The organism is Sphingopyxis sp. OPL5 (assembly GCF_003797775.2).
GTDB lineage: Bacteria > Pseudomonadota > Alphaproteobacteria > Sphingomonadales > Sphingomonadaceae > Sphingopyxis.
Genome location: NZ_CP060725.1, coordinates 2,964,294 through 2,990,260 on the forward strand (window position 1 = coordinate 2,964,294; position 25,967 = coordinate 2,990,260).

Genomic DNA, 25,967 nt, shown 5'->3' on the forward strand with positions numbered 1-25,967 from the left:
GGTAAAGAAGCTATTTACGGCTACATCGAAAAGCGATCAGCCGAAACGATTGTTCCGTGGGAAGCCGGTGGGCGGCATCCGCCCCGCCGCGCCGCGCGCTACCCGCCACGGCGCCAGGTCGGTTTCGGTGCGCGTGCGCCCCGTATCGCCGCCCATCGCCCAGCTCAAACCGTCGGCAAAGGCAAAGGCGACCGCGTCGGACAGCCCGCCGTCGCGATAGCGTTGCAGCATCACGCCCTGGCCGCGCGCCATCACCGGCACTTCGGCGAGCGGGAAGACGACGAGCTTGCGGTTCTCGCCGACCACCGCGACGCTGTCGTCACCCGCGCCGATCGGCCGCACGACGCCGAGTTGCGCCTTGGGTTTGAGGTTGACGACGTTTCGGCCCTTGCGCGTCTCGGCGATGATCTCGCCCATTTGCGCGACGAAACCGTGCCCGCTGGTCGAGGCGAGCAGCAGCCGGCCGTCGGCGCTCGCCGGGATCAGCGCGACGATGCGCGCGTCGGGATCGATATCGACCATCAGCCGCAGCGGCTCGCCGAAGCCGCGCCCGCCGGGCAATTTGTCGGCGCCGATGGTATAGAAACGCCCGTCGCTCGCCGCGATCAGCAATTTGTCGGTGGTCTGCGCATGGACCGCAAAGGCGAGTTCGTCGCCTTCCTTGAACTTGAACTCGCCCCACTGGTCGGCCGCGACATGCGCGCGCTGGGCGCGGATCCAGCCGCGCTTCGACAGGATGACTGTCACCGGTTCCTTCTCGATCATCGCGTCGAGCGGGATATCGCGCGCCGGCGCCGCCTCGGCGATCGTCGTGCGCCGCGCGCCGAGCAGGGTGTCGAGGCCATAGACGGCGCGCAATTTCTCCAGGTCCTTGCGCAGCCGCGTCTTCTGCCGCGCCGGACTCTCGACCAGCTTCGTCAGCTCCTCGCGCTCGGCGGTCAAATCCGCCTGTTCGCGTTTCAGCTCCATTTCCTCAAGGCGGCGCAGCGAACGCAGCCGCATGTTGAGGATCGCCTCGGCCTGCCGGTCGGTCAGGATGAATTCGGCGATCATCACCGGCTTGGGCTCGTCCTCGGTGCGGATGATCTCGATGATCCGGTCGAGGTTCAAAAAGGCGATGATGTAGCCCGCGACCAGTTCGAGCCGGTCGTCGATCTTCGCGATGCGATGCTGCGCGCGGCGGACGAGCACGACGATCTGGTGCTGCAGCCATTCGGTGAGCAGTTGGTGCAGCCCCATCACCTTGGGCGTGCGCGTCGCGTCGAGCACGTTGAGGTTGAGCGCGAAGCGGCTTTCGAGATCGGTCAGCCGGTACAGGCTTTCCTTCAGCACATCGGGGTCGACGTTGCGGCTCTTGGGGACGAGGACGATGCGCAGGTCCTCGGCACTTTCGTCGCGGACGTCCTCGAGGATCGGCAGCTTCTTGTCGGCGATCAGCTGCGCGATCTGCTCGATCAGCTTGCCCTTGGCGACGCCATAGGGAATTTCGCTGATGACGAGCTGCCAGGTGCCGCCCGCCTGTTTCTCGATCCCCGTGTGTTCCCAGCCGCTCTCGGCCTTACCGGTCGAAAAGCGGGCGCGGACGCGAAAACCGCCGCGGCCGGTGGCATAGGCCTGCGCGATCGTTTCGGGGCTGTCGACGACGATGCCGCCGGTCGGGAAGTCGGGGCCCTTCACATGGTCGAGCAGTTCGGTCAGCTCGGCGCGCGGGTTCTCGATCAGCACCAGCGCCGCGTCGATCACCTCGGCTGCGTTGTGCGGCGGGATGTTCGTCGCCATGCCGACCGCGATCCCGCTCGCGCCATTGGCGAGCAGGTTCGGGAACAGCCCCGGCATGATCTCGGGCTCTTCATCTTCGCCATTATAGGTCGGCTTGAAATCGACGGTGCCCTCGTCGAGGCCCTGCATCAGGTCGACGGCGACGCGGGTCAGCCGCGCTTCGGTGTAACGATAGGCCGCGGCATTATCGCCGTCGATATTGCCGAAATTGCCCTGGCCGTCGACGAGCGGATAGCGCAGCGAGAAATCCTGCGCGAGGCGGACCATCGCGTCATAGACCGCGGTGTCGCCGTGCGGATGGAATTTGCCGATGACGTCGCCGACGACGCGCGCCGATTTCTTGTAGCCCTGCGACGGGTCGAGCCGCATCGCGCGCATCGCCCACAGCAGCCGGCGGTGGACGGGCTTCAGCCCGTCGCGCAGGTCGGGCAGCGAGCGCGCGGTGATCGTCGACAACGCATAGACGAGGTAGCGCTCCGACAGCGCGCTGTCGAAGGGCGTGTCAGTCATTCCGGGAACGGGTGCGTTGCTATCGGGATCGTCGGTCGAATTCGCCATGGTCGCGGCGCGATAGCAAGGCTGGCGCCACAAGGCAAAGGGGGTGTTGATGGCGGGCGGATGTTGGCGAAGGTGCCGCGTAGAAGAAGTTTATTGCAAATGACTCGCAATACCATATAGAGCCGGTGCATCGCCAGCGCCGGAGAGTTTATGTACGCCTTTGTCGACCGCCCCGTGGACAGCCTGTGCAACGGCGGCCGCTTCCTGTTGTGGGCGATGCGCGGCTGGGTCGGGGCGGCGGAGCGGGGCAAATGCCCGCCACGCGCACTGCACCGCGGTTTTTCGGGGATGAATGCCAGAATGGCGCTGCCCGATTTCCACGTCGCGATGGCTATGCTGGCGAGCGACGGACGCGCAGGCCTGACGCTCGCGCCGATGGCCTGCGGCCGGATTGCTGAGGATGAGGCCATTCTCATCGGGCTGTGGCGCGACGCCGCGCGTGGTGACGCGGTGCGGCTGCGCGTCACTTTGACGTTGCTGGTCGCGCCCGATGTTGCCGCGCCGATCGCCAGGGCCATGACCAGCGCGGTCGCCGCGCTCGGTGCGGCGGGTTTCGACCTGTCGCCGCTTTCCGCCCCACCCCCCAAGACACATCAGGAATCCAAGTGATGAGCGACCGTATCGCCGCCGCGGCCAAGCTGGCCCCCTCCGCCTCGCTGACCGTCGAAGCGGTGCGCAGCGTCCGCCATTGGAACGACCACCTGTTCAGCTTCACGATCACCCGCCCGTCGAGCTTTCGTTTCCGTTCGGGCGAGTTCGTGATGATCGGCCTGCCGGGTGGCGAGGGGCGGCCGCTGCTGCGCGCTTACTCGATCGCCAGTCCCGCCTGGGCCGACGAACTGGAATTCCTGTCGATCAAGGTGCCGGACGGCCCGCTGACCTCGCGCCTCCAGTCGATCCGGCCCGGCGACCCCGTCTATCTCGGGCGCAAGCCGACGGGCACGCTGGTCGCCGACGCGCTGACCCCCGGTCGCCGCCTGTTCCTGCTGTCGACCGGCACCGGCCTCGCCCCCTTCCTCAGCCTCGCGCGCGATCCCGACATTTATGAGCGGTTCAACGAGATCGTGTTGGTCCATTGCGTGCGTCAGGTCGGCGACCTCGCGTTCCGCGACGACCTCGAAAGCCAGCTCGCCGGCGATCCGCTGGTGCAGGATCAGGCGTTGCTGCAATTCCATTATCTGCCGACGGTGACGCGCGAGCCGTTCCGTACCACGGGGCGCATCGACGCGCTGATCGACGATGGCGCGCTGTTCAGCCATCCGCTGACCGGACCGGCGGCGTTCGACCCGTCCAGCGACCGCATCATGATGTGCGGCAGCATGGCGATGATCCGCGACCTACAGGCGCGCTTCGAAGCGCTGGGCTTCAGGGAAGGCTCGAACGCCGCGCCGGGCGATTTCGTGATCGAACGCGCGTTCGTCGGCTAAGGCGCGTCAGCAGTTGCCGGGGGTCTTGCCCTCCGAACGGCAATTCGTTTCGTACCGCTGATAATCGGCGTCGGAGCCATAGCCGCTGCCCGATCCGCCCCCCGGCGGGGTCATCAGGCCCTGGATCAGCGCGCCCATCAACGCGGGGCCGCTGCCCCCGCCAATTCCCCGGCACCGGCCCTCGTCGGCGAATTGCAGACATTCGACCTTGTTGCCGTTCATGATCGCGCCGACCATGCTTTCACGACCGTCGGCGTAGCTGAAATAGGCTTTGACGAACATCTTGCCGGTCGGCTTGTCGAGTTCGGTGTCGACCAGATCGACCGAGCCGCCGCGATATTTGTTCATCGCCCAATGGCGTGAATCCTCGCTGACCGCGCTTTCCAGGATCGGCTGATAACGTGCCTCGGCGCCGCGCGGCAAGGCCGCTTTCAATCGCTTGCGCTCGGCAATTTGCGCAAGCCGGTTCTGTTCGGCCAAAGCCTGCTCTTCGGCGCGGCGCGCGGCCATTTCGCGGTCGCGGACGACATAATCGACAATTTCGATCGCGGCACCCGTTGAGTTCGATTCCCATTTCTGAGCGGCTCCCGGCGCGCTTTTTCCCGCGAGTTCGAGGGACGCCGCGTTGCAGATGCCGACGCTGGTGCCGTTCACTTCGTCGACAAGCTGGCATCGGTCGCCCGTCCGCGTGCCCGAAACCGTGCCGTTGGCGGAGCGTCGCCCGTCGCTCATTCGCCAGGTACCGCTGACGAGGTTGCTGTCGAACTCAAGTTCATAGCGGATCGTCCCGTGATAGGGCTTGCCGTTCAGCTTGAGCGCATCGCCAAGCAGATTGCCCAGGACATCGCCCCGCCGGTTGTTGCGTTGCTTCGGATATTCGACGCCTTCGAGCGATCCTTCATAGACGACCTTGCCGCGGAAATTCGGGTCGATCGAACTGCCCGCCGCGGGCATCCGCGCGACCCATTGTCCCGACGCATCCTTGCACAGCGTCGTCTTTTTCGCCTTGCCGCCCTCGACAATACTCGACACGCGGCACTCCTGCCCGGACTGCATCGCCTCGGCATCTGTGACGGTCAGCGACGCCATCAGCGTGACCGCGCAAAATATCGCCCCTTTAACCATCCGAATCACCCCCACATGACCGACCCTGGAAATGAGTATCACATCGTTCGAATGTTAAAAGTCGCCTTTGGTATCGCTCGGCCGGCAAGTTTGTGGACAAGCATATCTTGCGGGATTCAAGGCTTGTCCGCGTAGGCCTTCACCAGATCGACCATATAGTCGCGCCCGACATAGAGCGATTTCACCTCGATCCGTTCGTTGAGGCCGTGGACGCCGTTGCCGTCGGGATCGCCCCAGATGCCGGGGATGCCATAGGTCGGGATGCCCGCCGCGCCGAGGAAGGTCGCGTCGGTATAGCCGTTCGCCATCGACGGGATCACCTTCAGCCCCGGCCAATATTTGGCGACCAGCCTTTCCATCGGGCCGATGACCTTTGGGTCGAGCGGCGGCGCGGGCGGTGCGGGGCGCTTGGGCGGCAACTGGGTTATGGCGACGCCGGGGTCGCCGATGACCTTCGCCAGTTCGTCCTTGATCGATTCGATACTGTGCCCGGGAAAGATGCGGCAGTTGATGTTCGCGCCCGCCCGCTGCGGCAGTGCGTTGGGGGCGTGACCACCGTCGAGCAAGGTCGCGACGCAGGTGGTGCGCAGGTTGCTGTGCAGGAACGGGTCCTTGTTGACGATCGCCTCGGCCGCCCTGTCGGCCGGATCTTTCGCCAGCGCCACCATCGCCCGGCCGGTGTCGTCGCCGCGAACGGCGCCGGCCTCGGCAAAATAGCGCCGCGTGACGTCGGTCATCTCGACCGGAAAGTTATGCTCTTCAATCCTGGTCAGCGCGCGGGCGAGTTCGTAGATCGCATTGGCGGGCACCGGCGCCGAGCTGTGCCCGCCGGGGTTGCGCGTTTCGAGGCGGAAGTTGGCGAAGGTCTTTTCGCCGACCTGCACCGACTGGCCGATCACCCGGCCCTTGCCGTCGCTGTCGCCGCCGCCGCCTTCGTTGAGCGCGAATTCGGCGTCGATCAGGTCGCGCTTGTTGGCGGCGAGCCACTCGACCCCGTTGAACGCACCATTGCTTTCCTCGCCGCAAGTCAGCGCCATCTTGATCGTGCGTTTGGGCTTATAGCCCGCCTGCTGGAAGCGCATCAGCATGTCGACCCACACCGCGGCCTGCGACTTCACGTCGAGCGTGCCGCGGCCATAGAAATAGCCATTCTCCTCGAACAGGGTGAAGGGGTCGCGCTCCCAATCCTCGCGCTTCGCCTCGACCACGTCGATGTGCGCCATCACCAGGATCGGCTTCGCGGTTTTCGAGGTCCCCGGATAGACGGCGACGAGGCCGCCTTCCTTCGGATGTTCGGGGGTGGCGAAAAGGGTGAGCTGGTCGCCCGGAAAACCCGCCGCCTTCATCCTTGTCGCCATGCGCTCGGCGGCGAGGGTGCAACTGCCCGACGACAGCGTCGTGTTGGTTTCGATCAGCTCCTTGAAAATCTCGCGAAAGGCGAGCTGGTCCGGGCGCGCCTCTTGCGCCGCGGCGGGCGTCGAGAGCGCGAGCGCCGACAGGACCGGCAGCCAGATTTTCTTGATCATCGAAATTCCCTTCGCATGCGAAGGGAGCAGAAAGCGCGAAGCCCCGCAAGGCCGATTGGCGGGCCGCCCGGGCCTTAAGGAGACAAAGTATACGCACACACGCGTCCGGAATGTCTCCTTTGTCGCTTTAAGCGGTGGTGCGTTGGGGGAGCCGGGTGCGAAGGTGCAAGAGGCAGATGGCGCCGTCATCCGACAGGGTAGATCATGGCGGGATTTATTAGGAAAGCGGTTTTTTGGGGGGGCGTCAGCGACGTGTCCTTGATCCTCCCTGTCGCGCAGCGATGGGGAGGTGGCAGCGCGGAGCGCTGACGGAGGGGCGATAACGCACCGTCGCTGGCCCCTCCACCACTTGCTTCGCAAGCGGTCCCCCTCCCCATGGCTTCGCCACAGGGAGGATTTTTGCGTCCGCTCCATGCCGATCCCGGTGTCGCGCCTATGGTCGCCCATCCCCTTGTTTCCCTTGCACGGCACTCCGCTTTCGCGCATCCCCGCCTTCAGGGAAGAGGAGCATAAGTGACCGAAATCGAGGATCATCCGCCCGGACTCGTGGCGCGCGCCGTGCGGCGTCTGTTGTTGCTGATGTACCGGATGCGCGGCTGGAAAGCGGTCGGCGAGGTGCCCGAACCGCGGCGTTTCATCATCATCGCCGCGCCGCACACCAGCAACTGGGATTTCGTCAACTTCCTCGGCCTGACCGCCGACCTGAAGGTCCGCGCGCATTTCATGGGCAAATTGTCGCTGTTCAAATGGCCGCTCGCGGGCTTCATGAAACAGATGGGCGGTATCCCGGTCGATCGCCACAATGCCAGCAACGCGGTGCAGCAGATGGTCGATGAATTCGCGCGCCGCGCCGAATTCATGCTGACGGTCGCGCCCGAGGGGACGCGCGGCAAGGCGAAGAAATGGCGCACCGGATTCTACCAGATCGCGATGGCGGCCAAGGTGCCGATGGTCGTCGGCATGATGGATTATGGCACCAAGACCGGCGGCCTCGGGCCGCTGATCTGGCCGACGGGCGACTTTCGCGCCGACATGATGAAGGTGCTGGAGGTCTATAAGAGCTGCATCCCGAAATTTCCGGAGCGTGCGGTCAAGTCGATCGACGATATCGTGGGGGCGGATTAGGACCGGACGCAACAGGGGCAGGAGACGGCGATGACGAGCGTGGGAATCGTGTTGGCGACCAATTTCTTCGGCCTGATCCTGGTCATCGGTGTGCTGTGGCTGATCGCGCTGTCGATCCGCGACGTGTCCTTCATTGATGCCTTTTGGGCTTTCGGCATGGTGCTGCTCGCGTGGGGCACCGCGATCCAGGTCGGCAACGAAGGGCTGCGCGCGCAATTGCTGCTCGGGCTGACGACGCTGTGGGGGCTGCGTCTGGCGATCCACCTGTTCGTCCGCTGGCGGCGGAGCGGCGAAGACCCGCGTTACGAAAAGATCATCGCGGGGATCATGAAAAAGCGCCATTGGGGGTGGGAAACGACCGCGCTGGTCAGCGTCTTCCTGACCCAGGCGCCCCTGCTGTTCGTCACCAGCCTGCCGGCGCAGATCGGCATTTTTGCAAGCGCGGCATCGCCGGCGTCGCAGATCGGGGTGATCGGCTGGATCGGGGTCGTGGCGGCGCTCACCGGCATCGCATTCGAGAGCGTCGGCGACTGGCAGCTCGACCGGTTTCGCGGCAACCCCGACAATCAGGGCAAGATCCTCGACACCGGGCTGTGGCGCTATACGCGGCATCCCAATTATTTCGGCGACGCGCTGACTTGGTGGGGCATCTGGCTCGTCGCCGCCGACGCGGCGCTGTGGGTCGCGGCGGCAAGCGTGATCGGGCCGTTGTTCCTGTCCTTCACGCTGACCAAATGGTCGGGCAAGGCGCTGCTCGAACGCGGTATGAAGCACACGCGGCCGGGCTATGACGCCTATGTCGCGCGCACCTCGGGCTTCATCCCCTGGCCGCCGAAAAAACATGGGTCGTGAAAAAGCGTGGCGCTTGATCCCGGCCTCGATGCCGACCAACCGGTCCCCGCCGATGCAAGCGCGCTCGGCGATGCGCCGCGCATCCGCGCGATCCTGACCGAAGCGGCGCGCGAAGGGCGCAGCGTGAGCTACTCCGAACTGCTCGGCGACCTTGGCTTTCGTTTCACCCGGCCCAAGATGCGCGCGGTATGCCGCACGCTCGAAGAGGTCGACCGGTTGTGCGCGGCGGACGGTCAGCCCGACATGGCGGTGCTGGTCGTGCGCGAAAGCGACCGCCTGCCCGGGCAGGGCTGGTGGGTCGGCGGCACGGCGCTGCTGCTCGGCTATCACGGCCCGTGGGAGGGCGCGGCGGCGGCGCGCTTCATAAAGGAGCAGCAGCAGGCGGTGTTCGATTATTGGTCGGGGCGATAGGTGATCAGACAGCTCGCATATCTTGTGCAGTCGGTCCTGAGTTTCATCGTCTTCGCCGGGCTTAGGGAACTGCGTCTCGACCTTTGGGCGGTTATAGCACTGATCGTCGTCCTGAATTTCCTCGTCATCCTGATCCACGAACTCGGCCATGCCTGGGCGGTGGTGCGCTGGGGTGCAACGCTGCGCACCATCTGCGTCATGGGCATCCATTATGACGTGCCCAAGAGGCGGCTCTCGTTTCGCCGCTTACCGCACAAGGCGGAGGTGGGTGGTTACGTCTCTTATTCGCCGCATCCGGTCCAGCATTCCTCGAAGAGCGCCCTCGCGATCGCGCTGGCCGGGCCGGGCGCCAATTTGCTTCTGGCGTTGGTTGCGGGCACGGCGCTGCTGTTTCTCCCCGACCCGGCCGCTTGCATCGTCTCGCGCGATCCGATGATCGCGATCAGCGGGGGCTATGCCGGGCTGCCCGACGAGGACGCGATGCGGCGCGCCTTTGCCGAGGTCGCGCGGCAGGAAAAATGCGTGTGGATCGGCGCGCTTCTCCACCGTTTTGCCGAGGTTCTGGCGATCCTGTCGGCGGGAATCGGTCTGTCGAACCTTCTGCCTTTCAATGGCAGTGACGGCGAAACAGTCCTGTCGCACGCAAAGATGCTGCGCCGGAAGCGGCGGTGATCGTGGCGACGTGTGCCGCGCCTCAGCGCGCCTCAGAGCCGATCGATGCGCTCGATTGCGCTGCGCAACAGCGGCCGCAATTCGTTTGCAAAAGCCTTCGTATGTTCACGGTAGATGCGGAGGATATCGTCGGTTGGCTCGTTCTTGCTGACGATCGCGGTTTCGCGCGCGATCATCTTCGCGTTATCGGCGATGCTTTTTTCGATGAGGCGTACGTGCCGCCATAGCGCGACGTCGTCGATCCGCGAGGTCGTGAGCGCATGGGCGAAAACCTCGCGCCCGAATTCGAGCTGGGTGAGCAGCAGGACGATGCTGTCCTTCTGCTTCGCCTTGTCCGGCCCGCCCGCGTCGCCGCGCGCGATCTTCGCGAGCGTGGCGTCGAGATCATGCATCGCACCGCCCAGTAAATTGACGTCGTCGCGCCGGGCGGTGCGGCGGGAGCGGTCGGCGACATAGATGGCGGTGCCGGTCGCTCCGCCGATACCGATCATGGCGCCCGCGAAGGCGAGCCAGTCGCCGGGCGTTGCGCCGTAAAGGATAGCCTGCGCGATCAGGAAGACGACGACGATGGCGAGCCCCGCCAGTCCGCCGACCACAGCCTCACCGACCTTGTCTTTCCAGTGCATTGCCGCCGCGTCCGGGCCTATTTCTTCAACCCGATTTCGCGCAGCCGCTCTTGCAGATACTCATCCGCCGTGATCGGCGTCGGATAGAGGTTCGGGTGCGACGCGCTGATGCAATTTTCCAGCGTCTCGATCGGATAGTCCGACCGGAAGTGGAGGAAGAAAGGCATCGAGTAACGCGCGACGCTCGCCCGCCCCGCATCGGGGTTGCGGACGCGGTGGGTGGTCGAGGGCAGCTTGTTGTTGGTCAGTCGCTGGAGCATGTCGCCGACATTGACCGCCATCGCGCCCGGCGGGGGCGAGACGGGGAGCCAGCTGCCGTCCTTGTCGAGGATTTCCAGCCCCGCTTCCTCGGCGCCGAGCAGCAGCGTGATCGTGTTTATATCCTCATGCGCCTCGGCGCGGATGCCCTTGGCGGGGGCCTCAACCGGCGGATAGTGGAGCAGGCGCATCACGCTGTTGCCGTCCTGCACCGTGTCGTCGAAGAAGGCGGGGTCGAGCTTCAGATAGCGCGCGATGCCCGAGAGCAGCTGCGCGCCGACGCGGTCGAATTCGGCGAAGAGCTTGTCATAGGCGGTGCGGAAGCCCGCGACCTCGGCGGGCCAGACATTGTTCGGCTGCTGCGCGGCGAGGCGGTGGCCTGCGGGCAGGTCGCGGCCGACGTGCCAGAATTCCTTGAGGTCGACCTCTTTCGCGCCCTTGGCGATCTCGGTCCCGAACGGGGTGTAGCCGCGCGCGCCGCCGCCGCCGGGGATATGATAGGCGCGCTTCTGATCCTCATCGAGCGCGAAGAATTGCTTCGCCTTGTCCCACGCCTCGTCGATCAGATCGGGGTCGATGCCATGATCGGTGATCATCGCAAAGCCGAAGCGTTCGAAGGACGCGCCGAAATCCTGCGCGAAGCGGTCGGCGGGAAGCGCCATGGAAATCACGGGTACGGCGGCGGTCATAGGTCGATCCATCTATCAAGGGGCGGCGCCGGGGCGCGCGTCATGCCATGCGATTTAGGCGTTGCGCGGCACAGGTTAAAGGGAAAAAGGCGGTTCCGTCCCGCGCATCGCTCGGCTAAGCTCGCCGCCATGGCAAAGCAATATTGGCTGATGAAATCCGAACCCGACGCCTATGCGTGGGAAACGCTCGTCAAGGACGGCAAGGGCATGTGGGACGGGGTGCGCAACCACAGCGCCAAGCTCAATATGAAGGCGATGAAGGTCGGCGACGAGGCGCTCTTCTATCACAGCAATATCGGCAAGGAATGCGTCGGGATCATGGAGATCGTCGAGGAGGCGACCCCCGATCCGACCGCCGAGGAAGGCTCGCCGTGGGTGATCGTGCGCGTCGCGCCGGTTCGTCCGCTCGCGCATCCGGTGACGCTGGCGGCGATCAAGGCCGATCCCAAGCTCGCCGACATGGACCTGATCCGGCTGTCACGGCTGTCGGTCGGGCGTGTGACGCCCGCCGAGTGGAAGCATATCCTCAAAAAATCGGAAAAGCCCGGCGACTAGAGCCGGGGCAGCGGCGTGCGCAGCTTGGTCTGCATGTGCGCGGCGACCGACGGGTGCAGCGGGTTGACGAACTCGCAGCCATATTCATTGCCATCGACGCGGCGGACGATGCATTCGAGTTGCTGCAGCCCGGGCAGGCTGACCCAGATATGCTTGCCGATCGCCGGTCGCGCGAAGGTGTTCATGCGAAAGCCGGTCGACGACAGGTCGAACAGCTCGGCGTCATAGGGGTTGAAGCCCGCCTCGCGAAACCGCGCGTTCGCCTTGACCTGCGCGCGCTCGGCGCCGCGGGTTTGGGCGCCGGGCTTGGTGGAGAATGTACCAGAGTGTTTCACGGTCGGCTGCGTTCCCGTTGAAGTGGAGCGGCGAATCTAGGGGGCGATGCTTTCGCAGCGGTAAACGGAGAGCGTAAATATCTTCGGAACGCGGCTTTACTGTCTCGCGGCGGGACGGTTTGCGCCTCAGTCCGACGGGCGGACGCGGCCGCGGCCCGCCTTGATCGTGCTGCGCGCCTTCTTGCTGTCGACGCGGCGCGCCTTCGCCGCCTTGCTCGGCTTGGTCTTCACCCGCCGTTCGGGGCGGACGCGCGCGGCATCGACCAGCGCGGTCAGCCGTTCGCGCGCGTCGGCGCGGTTCGCTTCCTGGGTGCGATAGCGGCGCGCGAGGATGACGAGTTCGCCATCGGTCGTCATCCGGCTGCCGGCGAGGGTTTTCAGCCTTTTATAGGCTTCGGGGTCGAGCCCGAGCGCATAGACGTTGACGCGCAGCTGGCACGCGGTCGCGACCTTGTTGACATTCTGCCCGCCCGGCCCGGTTCCGGCGAGGAATTTCTCGCTGATCGCCGATTCCGGAATGTCAGCCACGCGTCGGCTCCGCACCCTCCGGCGCCGCGAAACCCAGCGCGGTGAAGCGGTCGGGGAAGGGGGCTTCGGCGAGTATCGACGGCTTGTCGCCGCGCGCCACCACCAGCCGCTCGGCGTGGAGCATGGTGCGATCGCGCGCACCGCCGGTGCCATAGACGGGATCGCCGACGAGCGGAAAGCCGAGGCCTTCGAGCGCGTGGACGCGGAGTTGGTGGGTGCGGCCGGTTTCGGGGCGGAAGCGCAGCAGGCTGCGGCCACCGACCTCGGCGAGTTTTTCCCAATGCGAGATCGACGGCTTGCCGCGCTTGCTGCCGTCGGCGTCGCCGACCATGCGCCAGCCGTCCTCGGCGGTCGAAACCTTGGCGAGCGGCAGGTTGATCGTGCCGCGCTCGCCCGCGACGATGCCGTCGACAATCGCGAGATAGGCCTTTTCGACCTCGCGCGCCTCGAATGCCCGGGTGAAGCGGCCATGCGCCTTAGGATTGCGCGCGAGCAGGAGGCATCCCGAGGTGTCGCGGTCGAGCCGGTGGACCGCGAGCGGCCAGCGTTTGAACCCGAACTTCAGCGTGTCGAGATGATTGATCAGGCTGATGCCGCCATCGCGCGGCGCATCGACGGGCAGGCCCGCCGGCTTGTCGACGACGATCGCCTCGCCGTCGAGGAACAGGATATGATCGGTGAGTAACATCGGCGGCCTATAGGCCGCGCGCCGGTCAGCCGAAAGAATAAACGTCCATGCCGAGCAGGCCATAGGTCGTGCTGGCGTGCAGCCGCTCGGCCGCGAAGGGCGTGGCGCCCGCGCCCATCGCGACGAAAAGCGGCAGGATGTGATCCATCGTCGGGTGATTGTCGTGGCCGTGCGGCGCCCGCTCGACCGCGTGCAGCACATCGTCGACCGCGCCTGCCGCCATGCGCTCGGCGACCCAGTCGGTGAAACCGGTCACCCACGCCGGGGCGGGGGCATCGATGGCGGGGCGTGCCGAGAAGAGCGCGCGGAGGTTGTGGGTGATGCTGCCCGACCCGATGATCAGCACGCCTTCGTCGCGCAGCGGCGTCAGCGCCTGGCCCAAAGCATAATGCCATTCGGGCGAGGCGTTCGACGCGATCGAGAGCTGGACGACGGGGATATCGGCACCGGGATAGGTCAGCGACAAGGGCACCCAGGCGCCATGGTCGAGCCCGCGTTCGGGATCGGCGGTGACCGTCAGGCCATGGTCGCCGAGCAGAGCGACGATGCGCGCCGCGAGCGCCGGATCGCCCGGCGCCGGATAGCGCATCGCAAAGAGTTCGTCGGGAAAGCCGCCGAAGTCGTGGATCGTCGGCGGGTTCGCCGACGAGGTCACCGTCGCGCGGCCCCCTTGGTACGCCGCGTCATGGTGCGCCGACACCATCAGGATTGTACGCGGGCGCGGCAATTGGGTGCCCAGCCCGGCGAGGAAGGTCCGCGCCGGGCTGGGCTCGAGCGCCATCATCGGCGAGCCGTGCGAAACGAAAAGGCTCGGGAGACGGCGCATCGATTCAGGCCGCCTGCTTGAGGTCGGCGATCGACGCGGTCGCGCGGGCTATCGCTTCGCCGTCCACCATCTGCTGGTCGGCGGCGATGATCTGGACGTCGGTGATGCCGACGAAGCCGAGCAGCTGGAGCATGTAGCGGCTCGCGAAATCATAATCGCTGCCGACCGGCACGCCGCCCGAGGCGACGACGAGATAGGCCTTCTTGCCCTTGAGCAGGCCTTCGGGACCGGTCTCGGTGTAGCGGAAGGTGCGACGGGCGCGGGCGATCAGGTCGACCCACGCCTTGAGCGCGGCGGGGATGCCGAAATTATAGACCGGCACGCCGATAACGATCGTGTCGGCGGCTTCGAGTTCGGCGATCAGCTCGTCCGAAAGCGCGAGTGCGGCGCGTTGGTCGTCGTTGCGCTCGGCATCGTCGGTGAAATTGGCGCCGACCCAGTTTTCGGTCAGCAGCGCCGGCGGGGTGAGCGCGAGGTCGCGCTGGGTGACCGCGGCGCCATAGCCCTGTTCGACAAGGCGGGCGACGAGCTGGTCGGTGAGTTGGCGGGTGGTCGAACCGCTGTTGCGGGCCGAGGCATCGATGCGAAGAATATGGGACATGATTTTACTCCTTGGACTGGAACATTGGGAAGAAGGGGGTGCCGCGAGTTCATTTACCGGGGGAGGGGAACTCGCGGCACAGGGGGGGCCGCCGCCAGGGGGAGAGGCGGCGGCCCGGGGCTTCGTTACAGGCTGTCGACCAGCACCAGTTCGGCGTCGTCGATCGCCTCGACCTCGATCGTGCCGACATCGCGCAGCGCGATGCCGTCGCGGGGATCGGCGTCCTCGCCATTGACGCGGATGCGACCCTTGGCGGCGACGAGATAGGCGTGGCGCCCGGCTTCGAGGTCGTAGGAGACCGTCTCGCCGGCGTTCACCGTTGCCGCCGCCACCCGGGCGTCGGCGCGGATCGGCAAAGCGTCATCGCCTTCGATGCCGCTGGCGAGCGTCACGAACTGGCCGGACCGATCGGCCTGCGGGAACTGGCGCGCGCCCCAGCCGGGGTTGCCACCGGCGCGGTCGGGCATGATCCAGATCTGGAACAGCGTGGTCTGCTCGTCCTCGAGGTTGAACTCGCTGTGCGTCACGCCGGTGCCGGCGCTCATCACCTGGACATCGCCCGCCGCGGTACGGCCGGTGTTGCCCATCGAGTCGCGGTGGGTGATCGCGCCGCTGCGGACATAGGTGATGATTTCCATGTCGCGGTGCGGGTGCGGGGGGAACCCTGCCTGCGCCGCGATGGCATCGTCGTTCCACACGCGCAGCGCGCCCCAGCCCATGCGTTTCGGGTCATGGTAGTTCGCGAAGGAGAAATGGTGGCGGGCGTCGAGCCAGCCATGGTCGGCGTGGCCGAGGCTGTCGAATTTGCGAATGTCGATCATGGCGTCGTCCTTTCGTTCGGGCCTGCGGCGGGTGCCGGGGGCCGTCTTGTTGAAGCCAAGATAGCGATTGGGATTGTTTCTAAAATAGCGTAGATGGAAATCTATCGTTTCCATTTTTGACCTCGTCATTGCGAGGAGCCGGAGGCGACGCGGCAATCCAGAGTGTGCGTAATCCGCCCTGGATTGCTTCGCTTCGCTCGCAATGACGGGGCAACAGGTGGCGACCATGGGCAGGCAATAGAGGACGAAGAGAATGGCGCTTCCCGATTATGAAGGCTGGGCCTGTTTCGCCGCCGTCGCCGACAGCGGCAGCTTTACCGCCGCCGCGACGACGCTCGGCCTGTCGAAGGCGAGCGTGTCGAAGGCGGTGACCCGGCTCGAGGCATCGCTCGGCATCGCCTTGCTCCACCGCAGTTCGCGCACGGTGACTGTCTCGACCGCCGGCGCCGGGCTGCTCGGCGAGGCGCATGCGATGGTCGCGGCGGCGACCACGGCGACCGAGGCGGCGCGCGGCGACCGCAACGACCTGGCCGGTCCGATCCGCCTCGCCGCGCCGATGAGCTTCGGGATCAAGGTGCTCGGCCGCCCGCTCGCGACCTTCCTCGAAATGCACCCCGCGGTCGAGATCGAGGTGATGCTGAGCGATGCGCGCCATGATGTCGTCGCCGAGGGGATCGACCTGGCGTTGCGCATCGCGAGCATGGAGGATTCGAGCCTGCTCGCGCGCACCATCGCGCCGGTCGCGGGATCGGTGATCGCGAGCCCGGCCTATCTGGAAAAACAGGGCACCCCGCGCCACCCGCTCGACCTCGGCCGCCACCGGCTGATCGGATACGGCCACCGCGAACGCGCGATGCCGCTGCGGTTCCACCGCGACGGCGAAGAGGCGACGGTGATCCCGACCGGGCCGCTCTTTACCAACAATGGCGACATCATGATCCCGCTGTTGATCGCCGGTGGCGGCATCGCGGTGCTTCCCGATTTCATCGCCGAGGAGGCGCTGGTGAAGGGCGAGGTCGTCCGCATCCTCACCGACTGGTCGCTGCCGCAATCCTATCTTCACCTTCTTTCGCCACCATCGCGGCTGCGCCCGGCGCGGGTCAAGGCGTTGTCGGACCATCTGGTCGACACGCTCAAGCGCTCCTGCACCGGTGCGCATGCGCAGCATCTAATGCTCGCTTCGGGGCGTTCGGGACCCGAAACTGTGGCATGAATGCCTCGCGACTCGTGGATTCCTGCGGGTTAAATCAAAATTAACCTTTTCCCTTCATTGCTTTCATGGTTAATGTTCCGGCAGTCCCGCAACAGGGGTTCGGTCGGTGACATCACGCAGGTGATCAAGCGGACGGGTCGCGGGGTCATCGTGGGAAACAGTCAAGGGGTGCCCAATGCGCGTATTGCTGATCGAGGACGAGCCGACGACCGCCAAGGCGATCGACACGATGCTCACGACCGAAGGCTTCAACGTCTATTCCACCGATCTGGGGGAAGAGGGCCTGGATCTGGGCAAGCTCTATGATTACGACATCATCCTGCTCGACCTGAACCTGCCCGACATGCACGGCTATGACGTGCTGAAAAAGCTCCGCACCGCCAAGGTGCAGACGCCGGTGCTGATCCTGTCGGGCATTTCCGAAATGGATTCGAAGGTACGCTCGTTCGGCTTCGGTGCCGACGATTATGTCACCAAGCCGTTCCACCGCGACGAACTGGTCGCCCGCATCCATGCGGTCGTCCGCCGTTCGAAAGGCCACAGCCAGAGCGTCATCAAGACCGGCAAGCTGGCGGTCAATCTCGACACCAAGACGGTCGAAGTCGACAGCACCCGCGTCCATCTGACCGGCAAGGAATATCAGATGCTCGAGCTGCTCAGCTTGCGCAAGGGCACGACGCTGACCAAGGAAATGTTCCTGAACCATCTTTATGGCGGCATGGACGAACCCGAACTCAAGATCATCGACGTCTTCATCTGCAAGCTGCGCAAGAAACTCGCGCTCGCGTGCGGCGGCGAAAACTACATCGAGACCGTCTGGGGCCGCGGCTATGTGCTGCGCGACATCGACGAAGAAGGCAATGAAGTGCGCCGCGTCGCCTGACGCGCAGCGCCTTTTTTCATAGCAGGTTTACACGGGGGACCCGGCGCGGAGCGATCCGCGCCGGTTTTCCGTTTTGCCGTCTGCAGGTCGGCTTTGGGTGGAAAGCGGGCATTCCCTAAATCCTCCCTGTCGCGAAGCGATGGGGAGGTGGCAGCTCGCAGGGCTGACGGAGGGGCCGACGCCGTAGGCGTCGCGCGACCTCGCGGCCCCTCCACCACCGCTTCGCGGCGGTCCCCCTCCCCATGGCTTCGCCACAGGGAGGATTTATATGTCCCCTTTCGCCCGAAAACGGGCGTTACCGCCGCGCGCGCCAGTCGCTCATGTACGGATTGCCCGGCGACGCGGCGCCGAGCGACAGGCCGGGGCGCTTCGCAACGTCCTTCGGCGGCGGGATGATACGAAATTCGACGCTGCGGTCGGCCGAGGGGACGCCGCCGCCATGTGCCGCACGCAGCTGGTCGAGGCGAATTTCCTCGTCGGTTTCGATCCCGAAACGCTGATCGACGACCCAGCGCACCGTCCCCATCATCGCCCTGTGGCCCGGCAAATGGACGGTGAGCCGTTCGCCGCGCGCCAGGCAATGCGGCGCCTGGCCGCCGATGCCGGTCTGCGACACATTGCGCACGGTCACGTCGAAGCGGCCGAACCGGTCGGATTCGAGCGCGGCCTTCACCAGCCGCGACTGGCGCGGCTGCCGTTTTTCGGCGCTTTCGGAAGCAGATTGTTCCTCGTCGTGCGACATGGGCGACCCAAATCATGCCGCCGGATCCCACTCCGGGCAGCGATTTTGGTCCCATCGCTGCCTATAGCACCGGATGGTAAATAATCGGCTAGCGCGGGCGTCGGCTCACCCTATTTTTGCGGTGGCAGACCGCCAAACGTGACGATGCTTTCGGCACCGCCCGACGACACCGCCGACACGCCGAAAAAATGGTCGTCGATCTGCACGCCTTTGAGCAGGATTTCGCCGCCGGCGTCGGCCTGAACCAGTTTCGAATCGGTCCAGCCGCTCTTGTCGGCGCGGCGCCAGTGGATGCGATAGGCGGCCGCATCCTTGACCGGCGTCCAGGCGACTTTCGTGTCCGAACTCACCGCGCCGTCGATGCTGACGCTGGCCGGAGCGGGCGGCGCGTCGGCGAGGGTGCGCGCCAGCGCGACGTTGAGCGCGGTGACGCGGGCGAGATAGGGGAAGTCCATCTCGTCGACCGTATCGCCATATTTGCGGCCGTTCTCGGTGCGCAGATCCTGGTGCTGGTGGTCGTAATCCTCGACCCCGACGGTGAAGCGGATCGCCGGATAGCCGAGTTCGAGCGACGGCAGATGGTCGCCGCCGCGGCGGAAACGGTCGGGGCGGCGCACCGCGAGCACCTCCAGCCCGATCGCCGGATTCGCTTCGCCCGCCCGGATTGCCGCCTTGGCGAGCGAGCGCGACGGACCGTCGTCCTCGCCACCGATGCCGCGCCGTGCAAGCTGTGCCGCCAGATCCTCCGACGCGCGGATGCCCTCGCTGAACACGCGCACCCGGCCGTCGACGATCGTGCCGTCGAGCCCGTGGGTGCCGCCGACGATGTCGTTGTTAAGCATCGCCGCGACCTGCCACTTCTCGGTCTGCGCGTGCCGCGCGAGCAGCTTGCCGCCCCACAGCCCCTGCTCCTCGCCCGACAGCAGCGCATAGACGATCGTCGCGCGGTGCTTGTCCTTCGACAGCAGCCGCGCCGCCTCGATCACCAGTGCGGTGCCCGACGCGTCGTCGTTGGCGCCGGGGGCGTCGGCGGTGAAGTTCATCGGGTCGGTGACGCGGCTGTCGATATGGCCCGCGATCATGATGACATGCGCCGGGTCGCCGGTGCCTTTCTGGATCGCGAGGATATTTTCGACGATCACCCCGTCGGGTGCGCGCGGGCCTTCGAAGCGGTCGCTGATTCGCGACACCGTCAGGCAGCCGCCGCAGGCCTTGGAAATGCGCTCGAACTCGGCGGCGCCCCAATTGCGCGCGGCGCCGATGCCGCGCTTCGGATCGGTCGCCGATGACAATGTGTGGCGGGTGCCGAAGGCGACGAGCTTCTCGACATCGGCTTTCAGCCGCGCGGGGTCGGCGGCAGGGGTGTCATCCTTCGCGAGGGCGGGGGTGGCTGCGGTCAGCAGCAGCGCGGTGAACAGGCTGTGTTTGATCATGCCGCTTCATGCGGCTTGGCGCGGACAAAGAAAAGCCCCTCCCCCGGAAGGGAGGGGCTCAAGGAGCTTAGCGCAGGCCCGAAAATTTGATGTCCTGCACGCGGCCATAACGGATGTCGCAGCTGAACTTGCCCTGGTCGTAATAGCCGCCGCGGCCCCAGCGACCGCCGTAGCCGTCGCGGACGACGACGCGGCCCTTGACCTTATAGCCGTCGCGCTTGCGGTCGATGCTGGTCACCTGGGTGACGTCGGTGTTGCCATAACGGCGGCTGCCGCGCTCGACCGCGTTGACGCACTGGTTCACCGCGCTGCGGCTGTTGCCATAGCGGCCATAGTCATAGCCATAGCCGTAGCGGGCATCGTCGTAGCGGCCACCGCCGCGATAGCGATCGTCATAACGGCGGTCGTAGCGACCGTCGCGGTCGTAGCGGTCGTTGTCGCCGCTCGACAGGATCGCGGCGAGGCCGCCGAGGACGACGGCGCCGGCGATCACTTCGCCCGCGCTGATCCCGTCGCCGTCGCGATCGCGGTCGCGGGCCAGTGCGGGGGTGCTGCCGAGCAACATTGCGCCGGCGGTGGCCGCACCAACTGCGGCCTTGGTCAATTTGGTCATAGCCATGGTTCGGTCTCCTTCAACGCAGGGGGCAGAGTTCGCCGCCTGTTGATGCCGGTATAGAAGGAGGGGGGTGTCGCGGGTCTGAACCCGCCGCTTATCTGGGGTTCAGACTTGGTTTAGCGGGGGTTCAGCTTCAAAAGCGAAGGGCCGCGCCACCCTTGGGTGACGCGGCCCTTTGCGAACGCGGTGGGGGCGATCAGCCGCCGAAGTTGACGTCGACCACGCGGCCGCCGCGATAGCTGCACCCGAAGCTGCGGACCTCGCCGCTGGCGTACGAGGCGGTGCCGGTGACATACCAGCCGCCATTGTTCGGCTCGGTGCCGTCGACGCGGTCGACGCGGGCGTCGTCGCCCATTTCGGCCTCGACCGCCCAGCTGCACGCGTCGGCGGCGCGCGCCTCGGCCTCGCCGCGGCCATAGGCGCCGGTGGACGGGTCGCTGTCGGCGTCGGGTTGGTAGCGCGGCACTTCGCGATACTGGTCGTTCGGATAGGGCGGGTCGTAGCGCGGCTCGCGGCGCTGGTCCTTGTCCTTGCTCGCGGCGCTAGCGATCGCGGCGATCGCGCCGATGACGAACAGGCCGCCGAGCACTTCGCCGGTGCTGATGTTGTCGCGGTCGCGATGGCCCCAGCCGCCATGGCGCCCGCGCGCCTCGGCGGGAACGGCGCTCAGCCCGACCGAGGTGATGACGACCGCGGCGGCGGCGGCGATATTGGCAATCTTACGCATCGAGGATTCCTTCCCCAAGCGCGGACATCGCCCATCGCGGTCCGCCATCGTCGCGCAATAGGACCAGGATGCTTTCGCGCCGCTGAACCGGTGTTCGGGCACGACGAAACGTTGCCGGACGGCAAAAGGCCCGCCGTCCCTGTCGGGAGGCGGGCCCTCTGCTCTTGCCGATCCGTGGTTCAGCAGGCGCAGCGCGGCTTCGGCCGGGGCTTCCACTTCTTCTTGGCGACATAGCGCTTCCGCACCGGGACATTTTCATAATAGGAGCGGGTGGTCGTCTCGACCCGCTCGGTCACCACCGGCGCGCCGGTGGTGATGATCGTCGTCACGACGACCCCCGGGGTGTAATAGCCATAGGGCGCGCCATAGCCCTGATAGCCGTAGCCGCCCTGTTGATAGACGGTCGTGCCGCCCTGGCCGTAATAGCCCTGCGGCGGATAGCCCCCGCCCTGCTGATAGGAACTGCGGCGGCTGTGCCATTCGTCGCAGCGCTTGCGGTCGGCGTCGCTGCCGATCGCGCCGCCGGCGACGGCGCCGAGCGCGCCACCGATCAGCGTGCCTTCGGTCCGGTTGCCGCGCCCGGCGATGCGATTGCCGGCGATGCCCCCCACGACGCCGCCGACAACCGCACCGCCGACCGTGCCCCCCCGGCCACAGCGGCGATTCATTTCCTCGTCATAGCGCGCGTCGTACCCGTCATAGCCGCCACGATTGTCATAATAGGGATCGTAAGCGGGCGGCGGCGCATAGCTGGTGCCCGCACCCTCGACCGTGCCTTCGTAGCGGCCGTCGTACCGGCGGCCGTCGGGCGCCTCATAGGTGCCGTTCCAGGTGCCCGTCCAGCGGCCCTCGGCGTCGTAGGTGCCGTTGACCTGGCGGTAATCGACTTCGCTCGGCACGCGGTCGGGATAACCGGTGTAGACGCGCGCGTCGGGCGCCGACGGCGCACCATAGTCGAGCCGCGGCGCGGGATCATGCCCAAAGGCGTGCGCCTGGCCCGCCAGCAGCAGCGATCCGGCGGCGAGCCCGAGAAGAATTGCGGTGCGCATGGTCTAACTCCCTGTTCCGACAGCGGTCGCCGGGGGCGGCAACAGCGATTGGTTAACAGCTTGTTAGCAAAATCGCGGCTTTTCCGCGAATCCGTTTACCTTGACGATTTCGTCCCGATTTGGGTCAGATTCAGGCGGCAAGCGCCGCCGCAATGCGCGCGACCAGCGACTCGGCACCGGCCTGATCGTCGGCGGTGAAGCGATTGGGGATGGGGCTGTCGAGGTCGAGTACTCCGATCAACCGGTCGCCGACGACGATCGGCACCACCAGCTCGCTGCGGCTGTCGGCGTCGCACGCAATATGGCCGGGAAAGGCGTGGACATCCTCGACGCGCTGGGTCGCGCGCAGCCGCGCCGCGGCCCCGCACACGCCCTTGTCGAGCGGGATGCGGATGCACGCCGCCTTGCCCTGGAACGGCCCGAGCACCAGCTCGGTCCCGTCGAAACGGTAAAATCCCGCCCAGTTCAAATCGGGGATCGCCTGCCAGATCAGCGCCGCGACATTGGCCATATTGGCGATGCCGTCGGGCTCGCCCGCGACCAGCGCTTCGGCGGCGGCGGCGGTTTCGGCCCATTGGGCGTCGGCGGTGGTGGCGGTCGGGGCGAAGGCGAAGGACATGTCATTTCCCTTTGAAGCAGGGGGGAGGGTCGAGCGGCTGAGCGTCGCTGCGCCAGCTGACGCGAAAGACGATATATTGGGCGTCATGGTCCGAAAGGCGAGGGCCATGTTTGCCGTCGAACAGGGTCGCGACCGAAAGCGGTTCGACGCGTAGCCGGTCGTTGCTGCGATACCCGATCAGGTCATAGGCCTGTTTCCATGCCGCGTGGTCGGTCATCGGCGCCGGGCGCGCGGCAAAGCCTGTGCCCTTCCCGACCAGCCGGAAGGCCGGATCGGCGGCGAAGCGTCCGCTGCGGTCGCCGGCGCGATAGTTGTTGAAATCGCCGGCGGCGATCATCGCTGCATCGGGTGCTACGAACGCAGCCAGGAAGGCGTCATTTTCCTTCGTCTGCAACATATGCGCGGTCTCGGCGCGCGCGATCCCGACCTTGGCGGGTTCGCGCGAATTGCGATGGGTGTTGAAGATCGCGAGCGGCTCGGGCGCGCCGGGCAGGGGGAGGGCGAGGAACTGGGCGCCCTTGTTCGACAGGCAATCATATCCGGCGCAACTGTCGCGCCCGAAGGCCGTGCTGACCGCGCCCATGGCGGGAAGGTCGGTCGCGACATAGAGCCCGCCATCGAGCCATTTGCCGACATGTTCGCCCTTCCACCAGCGCGCGGCGTCGGCATAGCCCGCGGGCGGCGTCGCTGCGGCGAGTTCGCGCCGCTGGTCGCGTGCCGGGCCGGGAAGGATCGTGCGGAACCCGGCCGCGACGGCGATGCGCGAGGCTTCGGGCGTGAACGCCTTGTGCAGGATCAATATGTCGGGGCCGAGGCCCGCGGCGCGGCGTTTCGCGATCCAGTTGGCCATGCGCGCCAGTTTTGCTTCGCGTCCGCTACGGATCGGCCAGGGCAAGCCCTCGACGTTCCACTGCAGCACGCGCAGCCGCATCGCGCTTCGCCCGTCGGCCAAGTGCTCGACACGGGGCAGGCCGGCGAGGTCGCCGCACGCCGCGTGGCGTTCGACGCGCGCCGCCCTGCCGTCGGGAAGCACGGCCCAGGCCGCCGCCACCAGCCCGAGCAGGACAGCGGCGGCGATCCAGGGCCAGCGCCTTACTGGACGCTCAGCCCGGTCCATTTGGCGGCAAAGGCATATTTGTCGGCGGCTTCGGCGATGATCTTGTCGGTCGGCTTGCCCGACCCGTGGCCGGCGCGTGTTTCGATGCGGATGAGGTGCGGCTTGTCACCGGCATGGGCATGCTGGAGCGCGGCGGTATATTTGAAGCTGTGCCCCGGAACCACGCGGTCGTCGGTGTCGGCGGTGGTCACCAGCACCGCCGGATAGGCGGTGCCGTCCTTGATATTATGATAGGGCGAGTAACCGAGCAGGGTCCGGAAATCGGCCTCCTTCGACGGATAGCCATAATCGTCGACCCAATAGCGCCCGGCGGTGAAGCGGTCGAAGCGCAGCATGTCCATCACGCCGACCGCGGGCAGCGCCGCGGCGATCAGGTCGGGGCGCTGGTTGGTCACCGCGCCGACGAGCAGCCCGCCGTTCGATCCGCCCTCGATCGCCAGCTGGCCCTTGCCGGTGATGCCCTGCGCGATCAGATATTCGCCCGCGCCGATGAAATCGTCGAAGACATTCTGCTTCTTGTCGAGGCGGCCGGCGTCGTGCCACGCCTTGCCATATTCGCCGCCGCCGCGCAGGTTCGCGATCGCCAGCACCCCGCCCTTGTCGACCCACGCGAGGCGGGTGGGCGAGAAGCCCGGGGTCATCGAGACGTTGAACCCGCCATAGCCGTAGAGCAGCGTCGGCGATCCCTTGCTGCGGTCGAGGCCCTTTTTCATCACCAGGAACATCGGCACCCTGGTGCCGTCCTTCGACGTATAGAAACGCTGTTCGACGCTGAAGTCCTGCGGATTGAAGGTCAGCTTGGGCTCGGCGAAAATCTCGCTTTTGCCCGTCTGGGTGTCGAGCCGATAGATCGTCGTCGGCCGGGCATAGCTGGAGAAGCTGTAGAAGGTTTCGGGGTCGGCCGACTTGCCGCCGAAGCCTGACGCCGACCCGATGTCGGCGAGGTTGATATTGGCGACCGGCTTGCCGTCGAGCGCGACCATCCGCGCCTCCGACTTGGCATCGCCGAGGTAGGACAGGATGATGCGGTTGCCGACGCGCGAGGCGCCGACCAGTGTGCCCGCCTGTTCGCCGACGAGCTGGGTCAGCGCCGCGGGCTTCCTAATATCCATCGACACCAGCCGCTGGCGCGGTGCGCCCTTGTTGGTGAGGAAGGTGAAGCGCGGCCCCTCGTTGGTCACATATTCCCAATTGTTCGCGAAGTCGCTCACCAGCGACACCGGCTTGCCCGCGCCCTTCGGCCCGATCGGATAGAGCGTCAGCCCATAGCGTTCGTCGGTGCCCTCGGAGCCGATAACGATCAGATATTTGCCGTCGTCGCTGACCACCGCACTGTTGTTGAGCTTGGGCTTGTCGGGGGTCGCGTGGATCAGCACGTCCTCGCTCTGCGCGGTGCCGAGCCGATGGAAATAGACCGTGTGATTTTCGTTGAGCGACTGGAATGCCGCACCCTCGGCGGGCTCGGGGAAGCGCGAATAATAAAAGCCGCTGCCGTCCTTCGCCCAGTCGAGCGACGAAAATTTCACCCAGCGCACTTCGTCGGGCAAATCCTTGCCGGTGGCGACATCCATCACCCGGACGATGCGCCAGTCGGTGCCGCCGTCCTGCACCGAATAGAGCAGATTTTTGCCATCCTCCGACGGGGTCCATTCGGCGAGCGCGGTCGCGCCGTCCTTGGCCCAGCCATTGGGGTCGATCAGGACACGGCCCTCGCCCTTCAGCCCTTCGCGGACGAACAGCACCGATTGCGGCTGCAGCCCGTCGTTGCGGGTGTAGAAATAGCGCGTGCCGGCCTTGCGCGGCAGGCCGAAGCGTTCGTAATTATAGAGTTCGGTCATCCGCGCCTTGAACGCGTCGCGGCCGGGCAGCGTGCCCAAATAGGCGTCGGTGACCTTGTTCTGGTCGGCGACCCACGCCGCGACCTTCGGATTGACGCGGACGTCGTCCTCCAGCCAGCGATAGGGGTCGGCGACGTCGACCCCGAACTGCGGGTCGACCGTCGTGCCGCGCTCGCTGTCGGGATAGGTCAGCGCGGCGGGGGTGGTAGCGCTCGCGGCGTCGCCGGCGGCCTGTGCGGCGGCAGGGGTCATGAACAGGGCGACCAGCGCCAGCGGCGCGGTGACGGCTTTACGGGACATGGCAAGGCGACCTCTTGGTTTGGGAAAT

28 protein-coding genes are annotated in these 25,967 nt (G+C 66.2%); 9 read left to right on the forward strand and 19 right to left on the reverse strand.

The features are described 5' to 3' along the window. Positions 1-36: 36 nt before the first annotated feature. Entirely contained in the window at positions 37-2,337 is a 2,301-nt protein-coding gene (gene parC, locus EEB18_RS14260; RefSeq protein WP_187141207.1) for a DNA topoisomerase IV subunit A, read from the reverse strand. 150 nt (positions 2,338-2,487) lie between these two features. Between parC and EEB18_RS14265 the strand changes: the two genes are divergently transcribed. Together EEB18_RS14265 and EEB18_RS14270 are read left to right on the forward strand one after the other, a co-directional pair. Next, a complete protein-coding gene (locus EEB18_RS14265) occupies positions 2,488-2,946 on the forward strand; it encodes a hypothetical protein (protein ID WP_187141208.1) in 459 nt (152 codons plus the stop codon). Beyond that, entirely contained in the window at positions 2,946-3,764 is an 819-nt protein-coding gene (locus EEB18_RS14270) for a ferredoxin--NADP reductase (protein WP_187141209.1), read from the forward strand. Before EEB18_RS14265 ends, EEB18_RS14270 begins: the two co-directional genes overlap by 1 nt. A 6-nt stretch (positions 3,765-3,770) precedes the next feature. On the opposite strand, the gene EEB18_RS14275 is transcribed toward EEB18_RS14270, so the two are convergent. Then, entirely contained in the window at positions 3,771-4,853 is a 1,083-nt protein-coding gene (locus EEB18_RS14275) for a hypothetical protein (RefSeq protein ID WP_187669005.1), read from the reverse strand. Between the two features lie 152 nt (positions 4,854-5,005). Beyond that, positions 5,006-6,415 carry a M20/M25/M40 family metallo-hydrolase gene (locus EEB18_RS14280; protein ID WP_187141211.1) on the reverse strand — a complete coding sequence of 470 codons (1,410 nt, stop codon included), beginning with the start codon at positions 6,413-6,415 and terminating at the stop codon, positions 5,006-5,008. Between the two features lie 513 nt (positions 6,416-6,928). Between EEB18_RS14280 and EEB18_RS14285 the strand changes: the two genes are divergently transcribed. The 4 genes from EEB18_RS14285 to EEB18_RS14300 are packed head-to-tail and all read left to right on the forward strand — an operon-like array spanning position 6,929 to position 9,475. Then, positions 6,929-7,540 (forward strand): lysophospholipid acyltransferase family protein, encoded by a 612-nt coding sequence (locus EEB18_RS14285; RefSeq protein WP_187141212.1) that lies wholly within the window; start codon positions 6,929-6,931, stop codon positions 7,538-7,540. 30 nt (positions 7,541-7,570) lie between these two features. After that, positions 7,571-8,392 carry a DUF1295 domain-containing protein gene (locus tag EEB18_RS14290; protein WP_187141213.1) on the forward strand — a complete coding sequence of 274 codons (822 nt, stop codon included), beginning with the start codon at positions 7,571-7,573 and terminating at the stop codon, positions 8,390-8,392. Between the two features lie 6 nt (positions 8,393-8,398). Further along, complete coding sequence (locus tag EEB18_RS14295; RefSeq protein WP_187141214.1) at positions 8,399-8,803, forward strand: ribose-phosphate pyrophosphokinase; 405 nt, start codon at positions 8,399-8,401, stop codon at positions 8,801-8,803. Further along, a complete protein-coding gene (locus EEB18_RS14300; RefSeq protein WP_187141215.1) occupies positions 8,804-9,475 on the forward strand; it encodes a M50 family metallopeptidase in 672 nt (223 codons plus the stop codon). A 32-nt stretch (positions 9,476-9,507) separates the two neighbouring features. Here the strand turns inward: EEB18_RS14300 and EEB18_RS14305 are convergent, their stop codons facing one another. Beyond that, positions 9,508-10,101, reverse strand: a complete 594-nt coding sequence (locus tag EEB18_RS14305) for a hypothetical protein (protein WP_187141216.1) — start codon at positions 10,099-10,101, stop codon at positions 9,508-9,510. A 17-nt stretch (positions 10,102-10,118) separates the two neighbouring features. Next, positions 10,119-11,048 carry an isopenicillin N synthase family dioxygenase gene (locus EEB18_RS14310; RefSeq protein ID WP_187141217.1) on the reverse strand — a complete coding sequence of 310 codons (930 nt, stop codon included), beginning with the start codon at positions 11,046-11,048 and terminating at the stop codon, positions 10,119-10,121. Between the two features lie 129 nt (positions 11,049-11,177). Here EEB18_RS14310 and EEB18_RS14315 point away from each other — a divergent pair, with 129 nt between their 5' ends. Further along, complete coding sequence (locus tag EEB18_RS14315; protein ID WP_187141218.1) at positions 11,178-11,603, forward strand: EVE domain-containing protein; 426 nt, start codon at positions 11,178-11,180, stop codon at positions 11,601-11,603. On the opposite strand, the gene EEB18_RS14320 is transcribed toward EEB18_RS14315, so the two are convergent. From EEB18_RS14320 to EEB18_RS14345, 6 genes are all read right to left on the reverse strand, one after another. Then, complete coding sequence (locus tag EEB18_RS14320) at positions 11,600-11,938, reverse strand: PilZ domain-containing protein (RefSeq protein ID WP_056345908.1); 339 nt, start codon at positions 11,936-11,938, stop codon at positions 11,600-11,602. The genes EEB18_RS14315 and EEB18_RS14320 overlap by 4 nt on opposite strands. Positions 11,939-12,064: 126 nt before the next feature. Next, entirely contained in the window at positions 12,065-12,466 is a 402-nt protein-coding gene (gene arfB / locus EEB18_RS14325) for an alternative ribosome rescue aminoacyl-tRNA hydrolase ArfB (protein WP_187141219.1), read from the reverse strand. Next, a complete protein-coding gene (locus EEB18_RS14330; protein ID WP_187141220.1) occupies positions 12,459-13,154 on the reverse strand; it encodes an RluA family pseudouridine synthase in 696 nt (231 codons plus the stop codon). Before EEB18_RS14330 ends, arfB begins: the two co-directional genes overlap by 8 nt. Positions 13,155-13,179: 25 nt before the next feature. Then, positions 13,180-13,980, reverse strand: coding sequence for a DODA-type extradiol aromatic ring-opening family dioxygenase (locus EEB18_RS14335; protein WP_187141221.1), 801 nt, complete (start codon positions 13,978-13,980; stop codon positions 13,180-13,182). A 4-nt stretch (positions 13,981-13,984) separates the two neighbouring features. Next, the gene (locus EEB18_RS14340) at positions 13,985-14,581 is read right to left on the reverse strand and encodes an FMN-dependent NADH-azoreductase (protein ID WP_056345915.1); all 597 of its coding nucleotides are present in this window, start codon (positions 14,579-14,581) and stop codon (positions 13,985-13,987) included. Between the two features lie 125 nt (positions 14,582-14,706). Continuing rightward, positions 14,707-15,402, reverse strand: a complete 696-nt coding sequence (locus EEB18_RS14345) for a pirin family protein (protein ID WP_187140558.1) — start codon at positions 15,400-15,402, stop codon at positions 14,707-14,709. Between the two features lie 253 nt (positions 15,403-15,655). On the opposite strand from EEB18_RS14345, the gene EEB18_RS14350 reads away from it, so the two are divergent. After that, positions 15,656-16,615: a LysR family transcriptional regulator gene (locus tag EEB18_RS14350; protein ID WP_187140559.1), complete on the forward strand. Its 960-nt coding sequence runs from the start codon at positions 15,656-15,658 to the stop codon at positions 16,613-16,615. A gap of 175 nt (positions 16,616-16,790) precedes the next feature. Next, complete coding sequence (gene ctrA / locus EEB18_RS14355; protein ID WP_056345920.1) at positions 16,791-17,498, forward strand: response regulator transcription factor CtrA; 708 nt, start codon at positions 16,791-16,793, stop codon at positions 17,496-17,498. A 295-nt stretch (positions 17,499-17,793) separates the two neighbouring features. Here the strand turns inward: ctrA and EEB18_RS14360 are convergent, their stop codons facing one another. The 8 genes from EEB18_RS14360 to EEB18_RS14395 all read right to left on the reverse strand — a co-directional run bounded on the left by EEB18_RS14360 (position 17,794) and on the right by EEB18_RS14395 (position 25,939). Next, on the reverse strand, positions 17,794-18,240 hold the full coding sequence (locus EEB18_RS14360; protein WP_056345921.1) for a PilZ domain-containing protein: 447 nt from the start codon (positions 18,238-18,240) through the stop codon (positions 17,794-17,796). A gap of 110 nt (positions 18,241-18,350) precedes the next feature. Next, positions 18,351-19,673: a M20/M25/M40 family metallo-hydrolase gene (locus tag EEB18_RS14365; protein WP_187140560.1), complete on the reverse strand. Its 1,323-nt coding sequence runs from the start codon at positions 19,671-19,673 to the stop codon at positions 18,351-18,353. A 67-nt stretch (positions 19,674-19,740) separates the two neighbouring features. Then, positions 19,741-20,292: a hypothetical protein gene (locus EEB18_RS14370; protein ID WP_262407934.1), complete on the reverse strand. Its 552-nt coding sequence runs from the start codon at positions 20,290-20,292 to the stop codon at positions 19,741-19,743. A 193-nt stretch (positions 20,293-20,485) separates the two neighbouring features. Then, entirely contained in the window at positions 20,486-21,016 is a 531-nt protein-coding gene (locus EEB18_RS14375) for a hypothetical protein (RefSeq protein WP_187140561.1), read from the reverse strand. 179 nt (positions 21,017-21,195) lie between these two features. Continuing rightward, entirely contained in the window at positions 21,196-22,065 is an 870-nt protein-coding gene (locus EEB18_RS14380) for a glycine zipper 2TM domain-containing protein (RefSeq protein ID WP_187140562.1), read from the reverse strand. Positions 22,066-22,195: 130 nt separating this feature from the next. Beyond that, positions 22,196-22,684, reverse strand: coding sequence for a GAF domain-containing protein (locus EEB18_RS14385; protein ID WP_056345932.1), 489 nt, complete (start codon positions 22,682-22,684; stop codon positions 22,196-22,198). A 1-nt stretch (position 22,685) separates the two neighbouring features. Further along, positions 22,686-23,801, reverse strand: a complete 1,116-nt coding sequence (locus EEB18_RS14390; protein WP_187140563.1) for a hypothetical protein — start codon at positions 23,799-23,801, stop codon at positions 22,686-22,688. Further along, positions 23,777-25,939 (reverse strand): prolyl oligopeptidase family serine peptidase, encoded by a 2,163-nt coding sequence (locus tag EEB18_RS14395; RefSeq protein ID WP_187140564.1) that lies wholly within the window; start codon positions 25,937-25,939, stop codon positions 23,777-23,779. Before EEB18_RS14395 ends, EEB18_RS14390 begins: the two co-directional genes overlap by 25 nt. Positions 25,940-25,967: the final 28 nt, after the last annotated feature.

What these genes read in the sequence shown, in the direction of transcription:
- EEB18_RS14270 (WP_187141209.1), top strand. Translation starts at nt 2,946, where the DNA reads ATGAGCGACCGTATCGCCGCCGCGGCCAAGCTGGCCCCCTCCGCCTCG.
- EEB18_RS14315 (WP_187141218.1), top strand. Translation starts at nt 11,178, where the DNA reads ATGGCAAAGCAATATTGGCTGATGAAATCCGAACCCGACGCCTATGCG.
- EEB18_RS14395 (WP_187140564.1), bottom strand. Translation starts at nt 25,939, where the DNA reads ATGTCCCGTAAAGCCGTCACCGCGCCGCTGGCGCTGGTCGCCCTGTTC.
- EEB18_RS14345 (WP_187140558.1), bottom strand. Translation starts at nt 15,402, where the DNA reads ATGATCGACATTCGCAAATTCGACAGCCTCGGCCACGCCGACCATGGC.
- EEB18_RS14275 (WP_187669005.1), bottom strand. Translation starts at nt 4,853, where the DNA reads ATGGCGTCGCTGACCGTCACAGATGCCGAGGCGATGCAGTCCGGGCAG.
- EEB18_RS14370 (WP_262407934.1), bottom strand. Translation starts at nt 20,292, where the DNA reads ATGGCTATGACCAAATTGACCAAGGCCGCAGTTGGTGCGGCCACCGCC.
- parC (WP_187141207.1), bottom strand. Translation starts at nt 2,337, where the DNA reads ATGGCGAATTCGACCGACGATCCCGATAGCAACGCACCCGTTCCCGGA.
- EEB18_RS14360 (WP_056345921.1), bottom strand. Translation starts at nt 18,240, where the DNA reads ATGTCGCACGACGAGGAACAATCTGCTTCCGAAAGCGCCGAAAAACGG.
- EEB18_RS14310 (WP_187141217.1), bottom strand. Translation starts at nt 11,048, where the DNA reads ATGACCGCCGCCGTACCCGTGATTTCCATGGCGCTTCCCGCCGACCGC.
- EEB18_RS14265 (WP_187141208.1), top strand. Translation starts at nt 2,488, where the DNA reads ATGTACGCCTTTGTCGACCGCCCCGTGGACAGCCTGTGCAACGGCGGC.
- EEB18_RS14280 (WP_187141211.1), bottom strand. Translation starts at nt 6,415, where the DNA reads ATGATCAAGAAAATCTGGCTGCCGGTCCTGTCGGCGCTCGCGCTCTCG.
- EEB18_RS14330 (WP_187141220.1), bottom strand. Translation starts at nt 13,154, where the DNA reads ATGTTACTCACCGATCATATCCTGTTCCTCGACGGCGAGGCGATCGTC.
- EEB18_RS14385 (WP_056345932.1), bottom strand. Translation starts at nt 22,684, where the DNA reads ATGTCCTTCGCCTTCGCCCCGACCGCCACCACCGCCGACGCCCAATGG.
- EEB18_RS14340 (WP_056345915.1), bottom strand. Translation starts at nt 14,581, where the DNA reads ATGTCCCATATTCTTCGCATCGATGCCTCGGCCCGCAACAGCGGTTCG.
- EEB18_RS14350 (WP_187140559.1), top strand. Translation starts at nt 15,656, where the DNA reads ATGGCGCTTCCCGATTATGAAGGCTGGGCCTGTTTCGCCGCCGTCGCC.
- EEB18_RS14380 (WP_187140562.1), bottom strand. Translation starts at nt 22,065, where the DNA reads ATGCGCACCGCAATTCTTCTCGGGCTCGCCGCCGGATCGCTGCTGCTG.
- EEB18_RS14365 (WP_187140560.1), bottom strand. Translation starts at nt 19,673, where the DNA reads ATGATCAAACACAGCCTGTTCACCGCGCTGCTGCTGACCGCAGCCACC.
- EEB18_RS14390 (WP_187140563.1), bottom strand. Translation starts at nt 23,801, where the DNA reads ATGGACCGGGCTGAGCGTCCAGTAAGGCGCTGGCCCTGGATCGCCGCC.
- ctrA (WP_056345920.1), top strand. Translation starts at nt 16,791, where the DNA reads ATGCGCGTATTGCTGATCGAGGACGAGCCGACGACCGCCAAGGCGATC.
- EEB18_RS14290 (WP_187141213.1), top strand. Translation starts at nt 7,571, where the DNA reads ATGACGAGCGTGGGAATCGTGTTGGCGACCAATTTCTTCGGCCTGATC.
- EEB18_RS14335 (WP_187141221.1), bottom strand. Translation starts at nt 13,980, where the DNA reads ATGCGCCGTCTCCCGAGCCTTTTCGTTTCGCACGGCTCGCCGATGATG.
- EEB18_RS14305 (WP_187141216.1), bottom strand. Translation starts at nt 10,101, where the DNA reads ATGCACTGGAAAGACAAGGTCGGTGAGGCTGTGGTCGGCGGACTGGCG.
- EEB18_RS14375 (WP_187140561.1), bottom strand. Translation starts at nt 21,016, where the DNA reads ATGCGTAAGATTGCCAATATCGCCGCCGCCGCCGCGGTCGTCATCACC.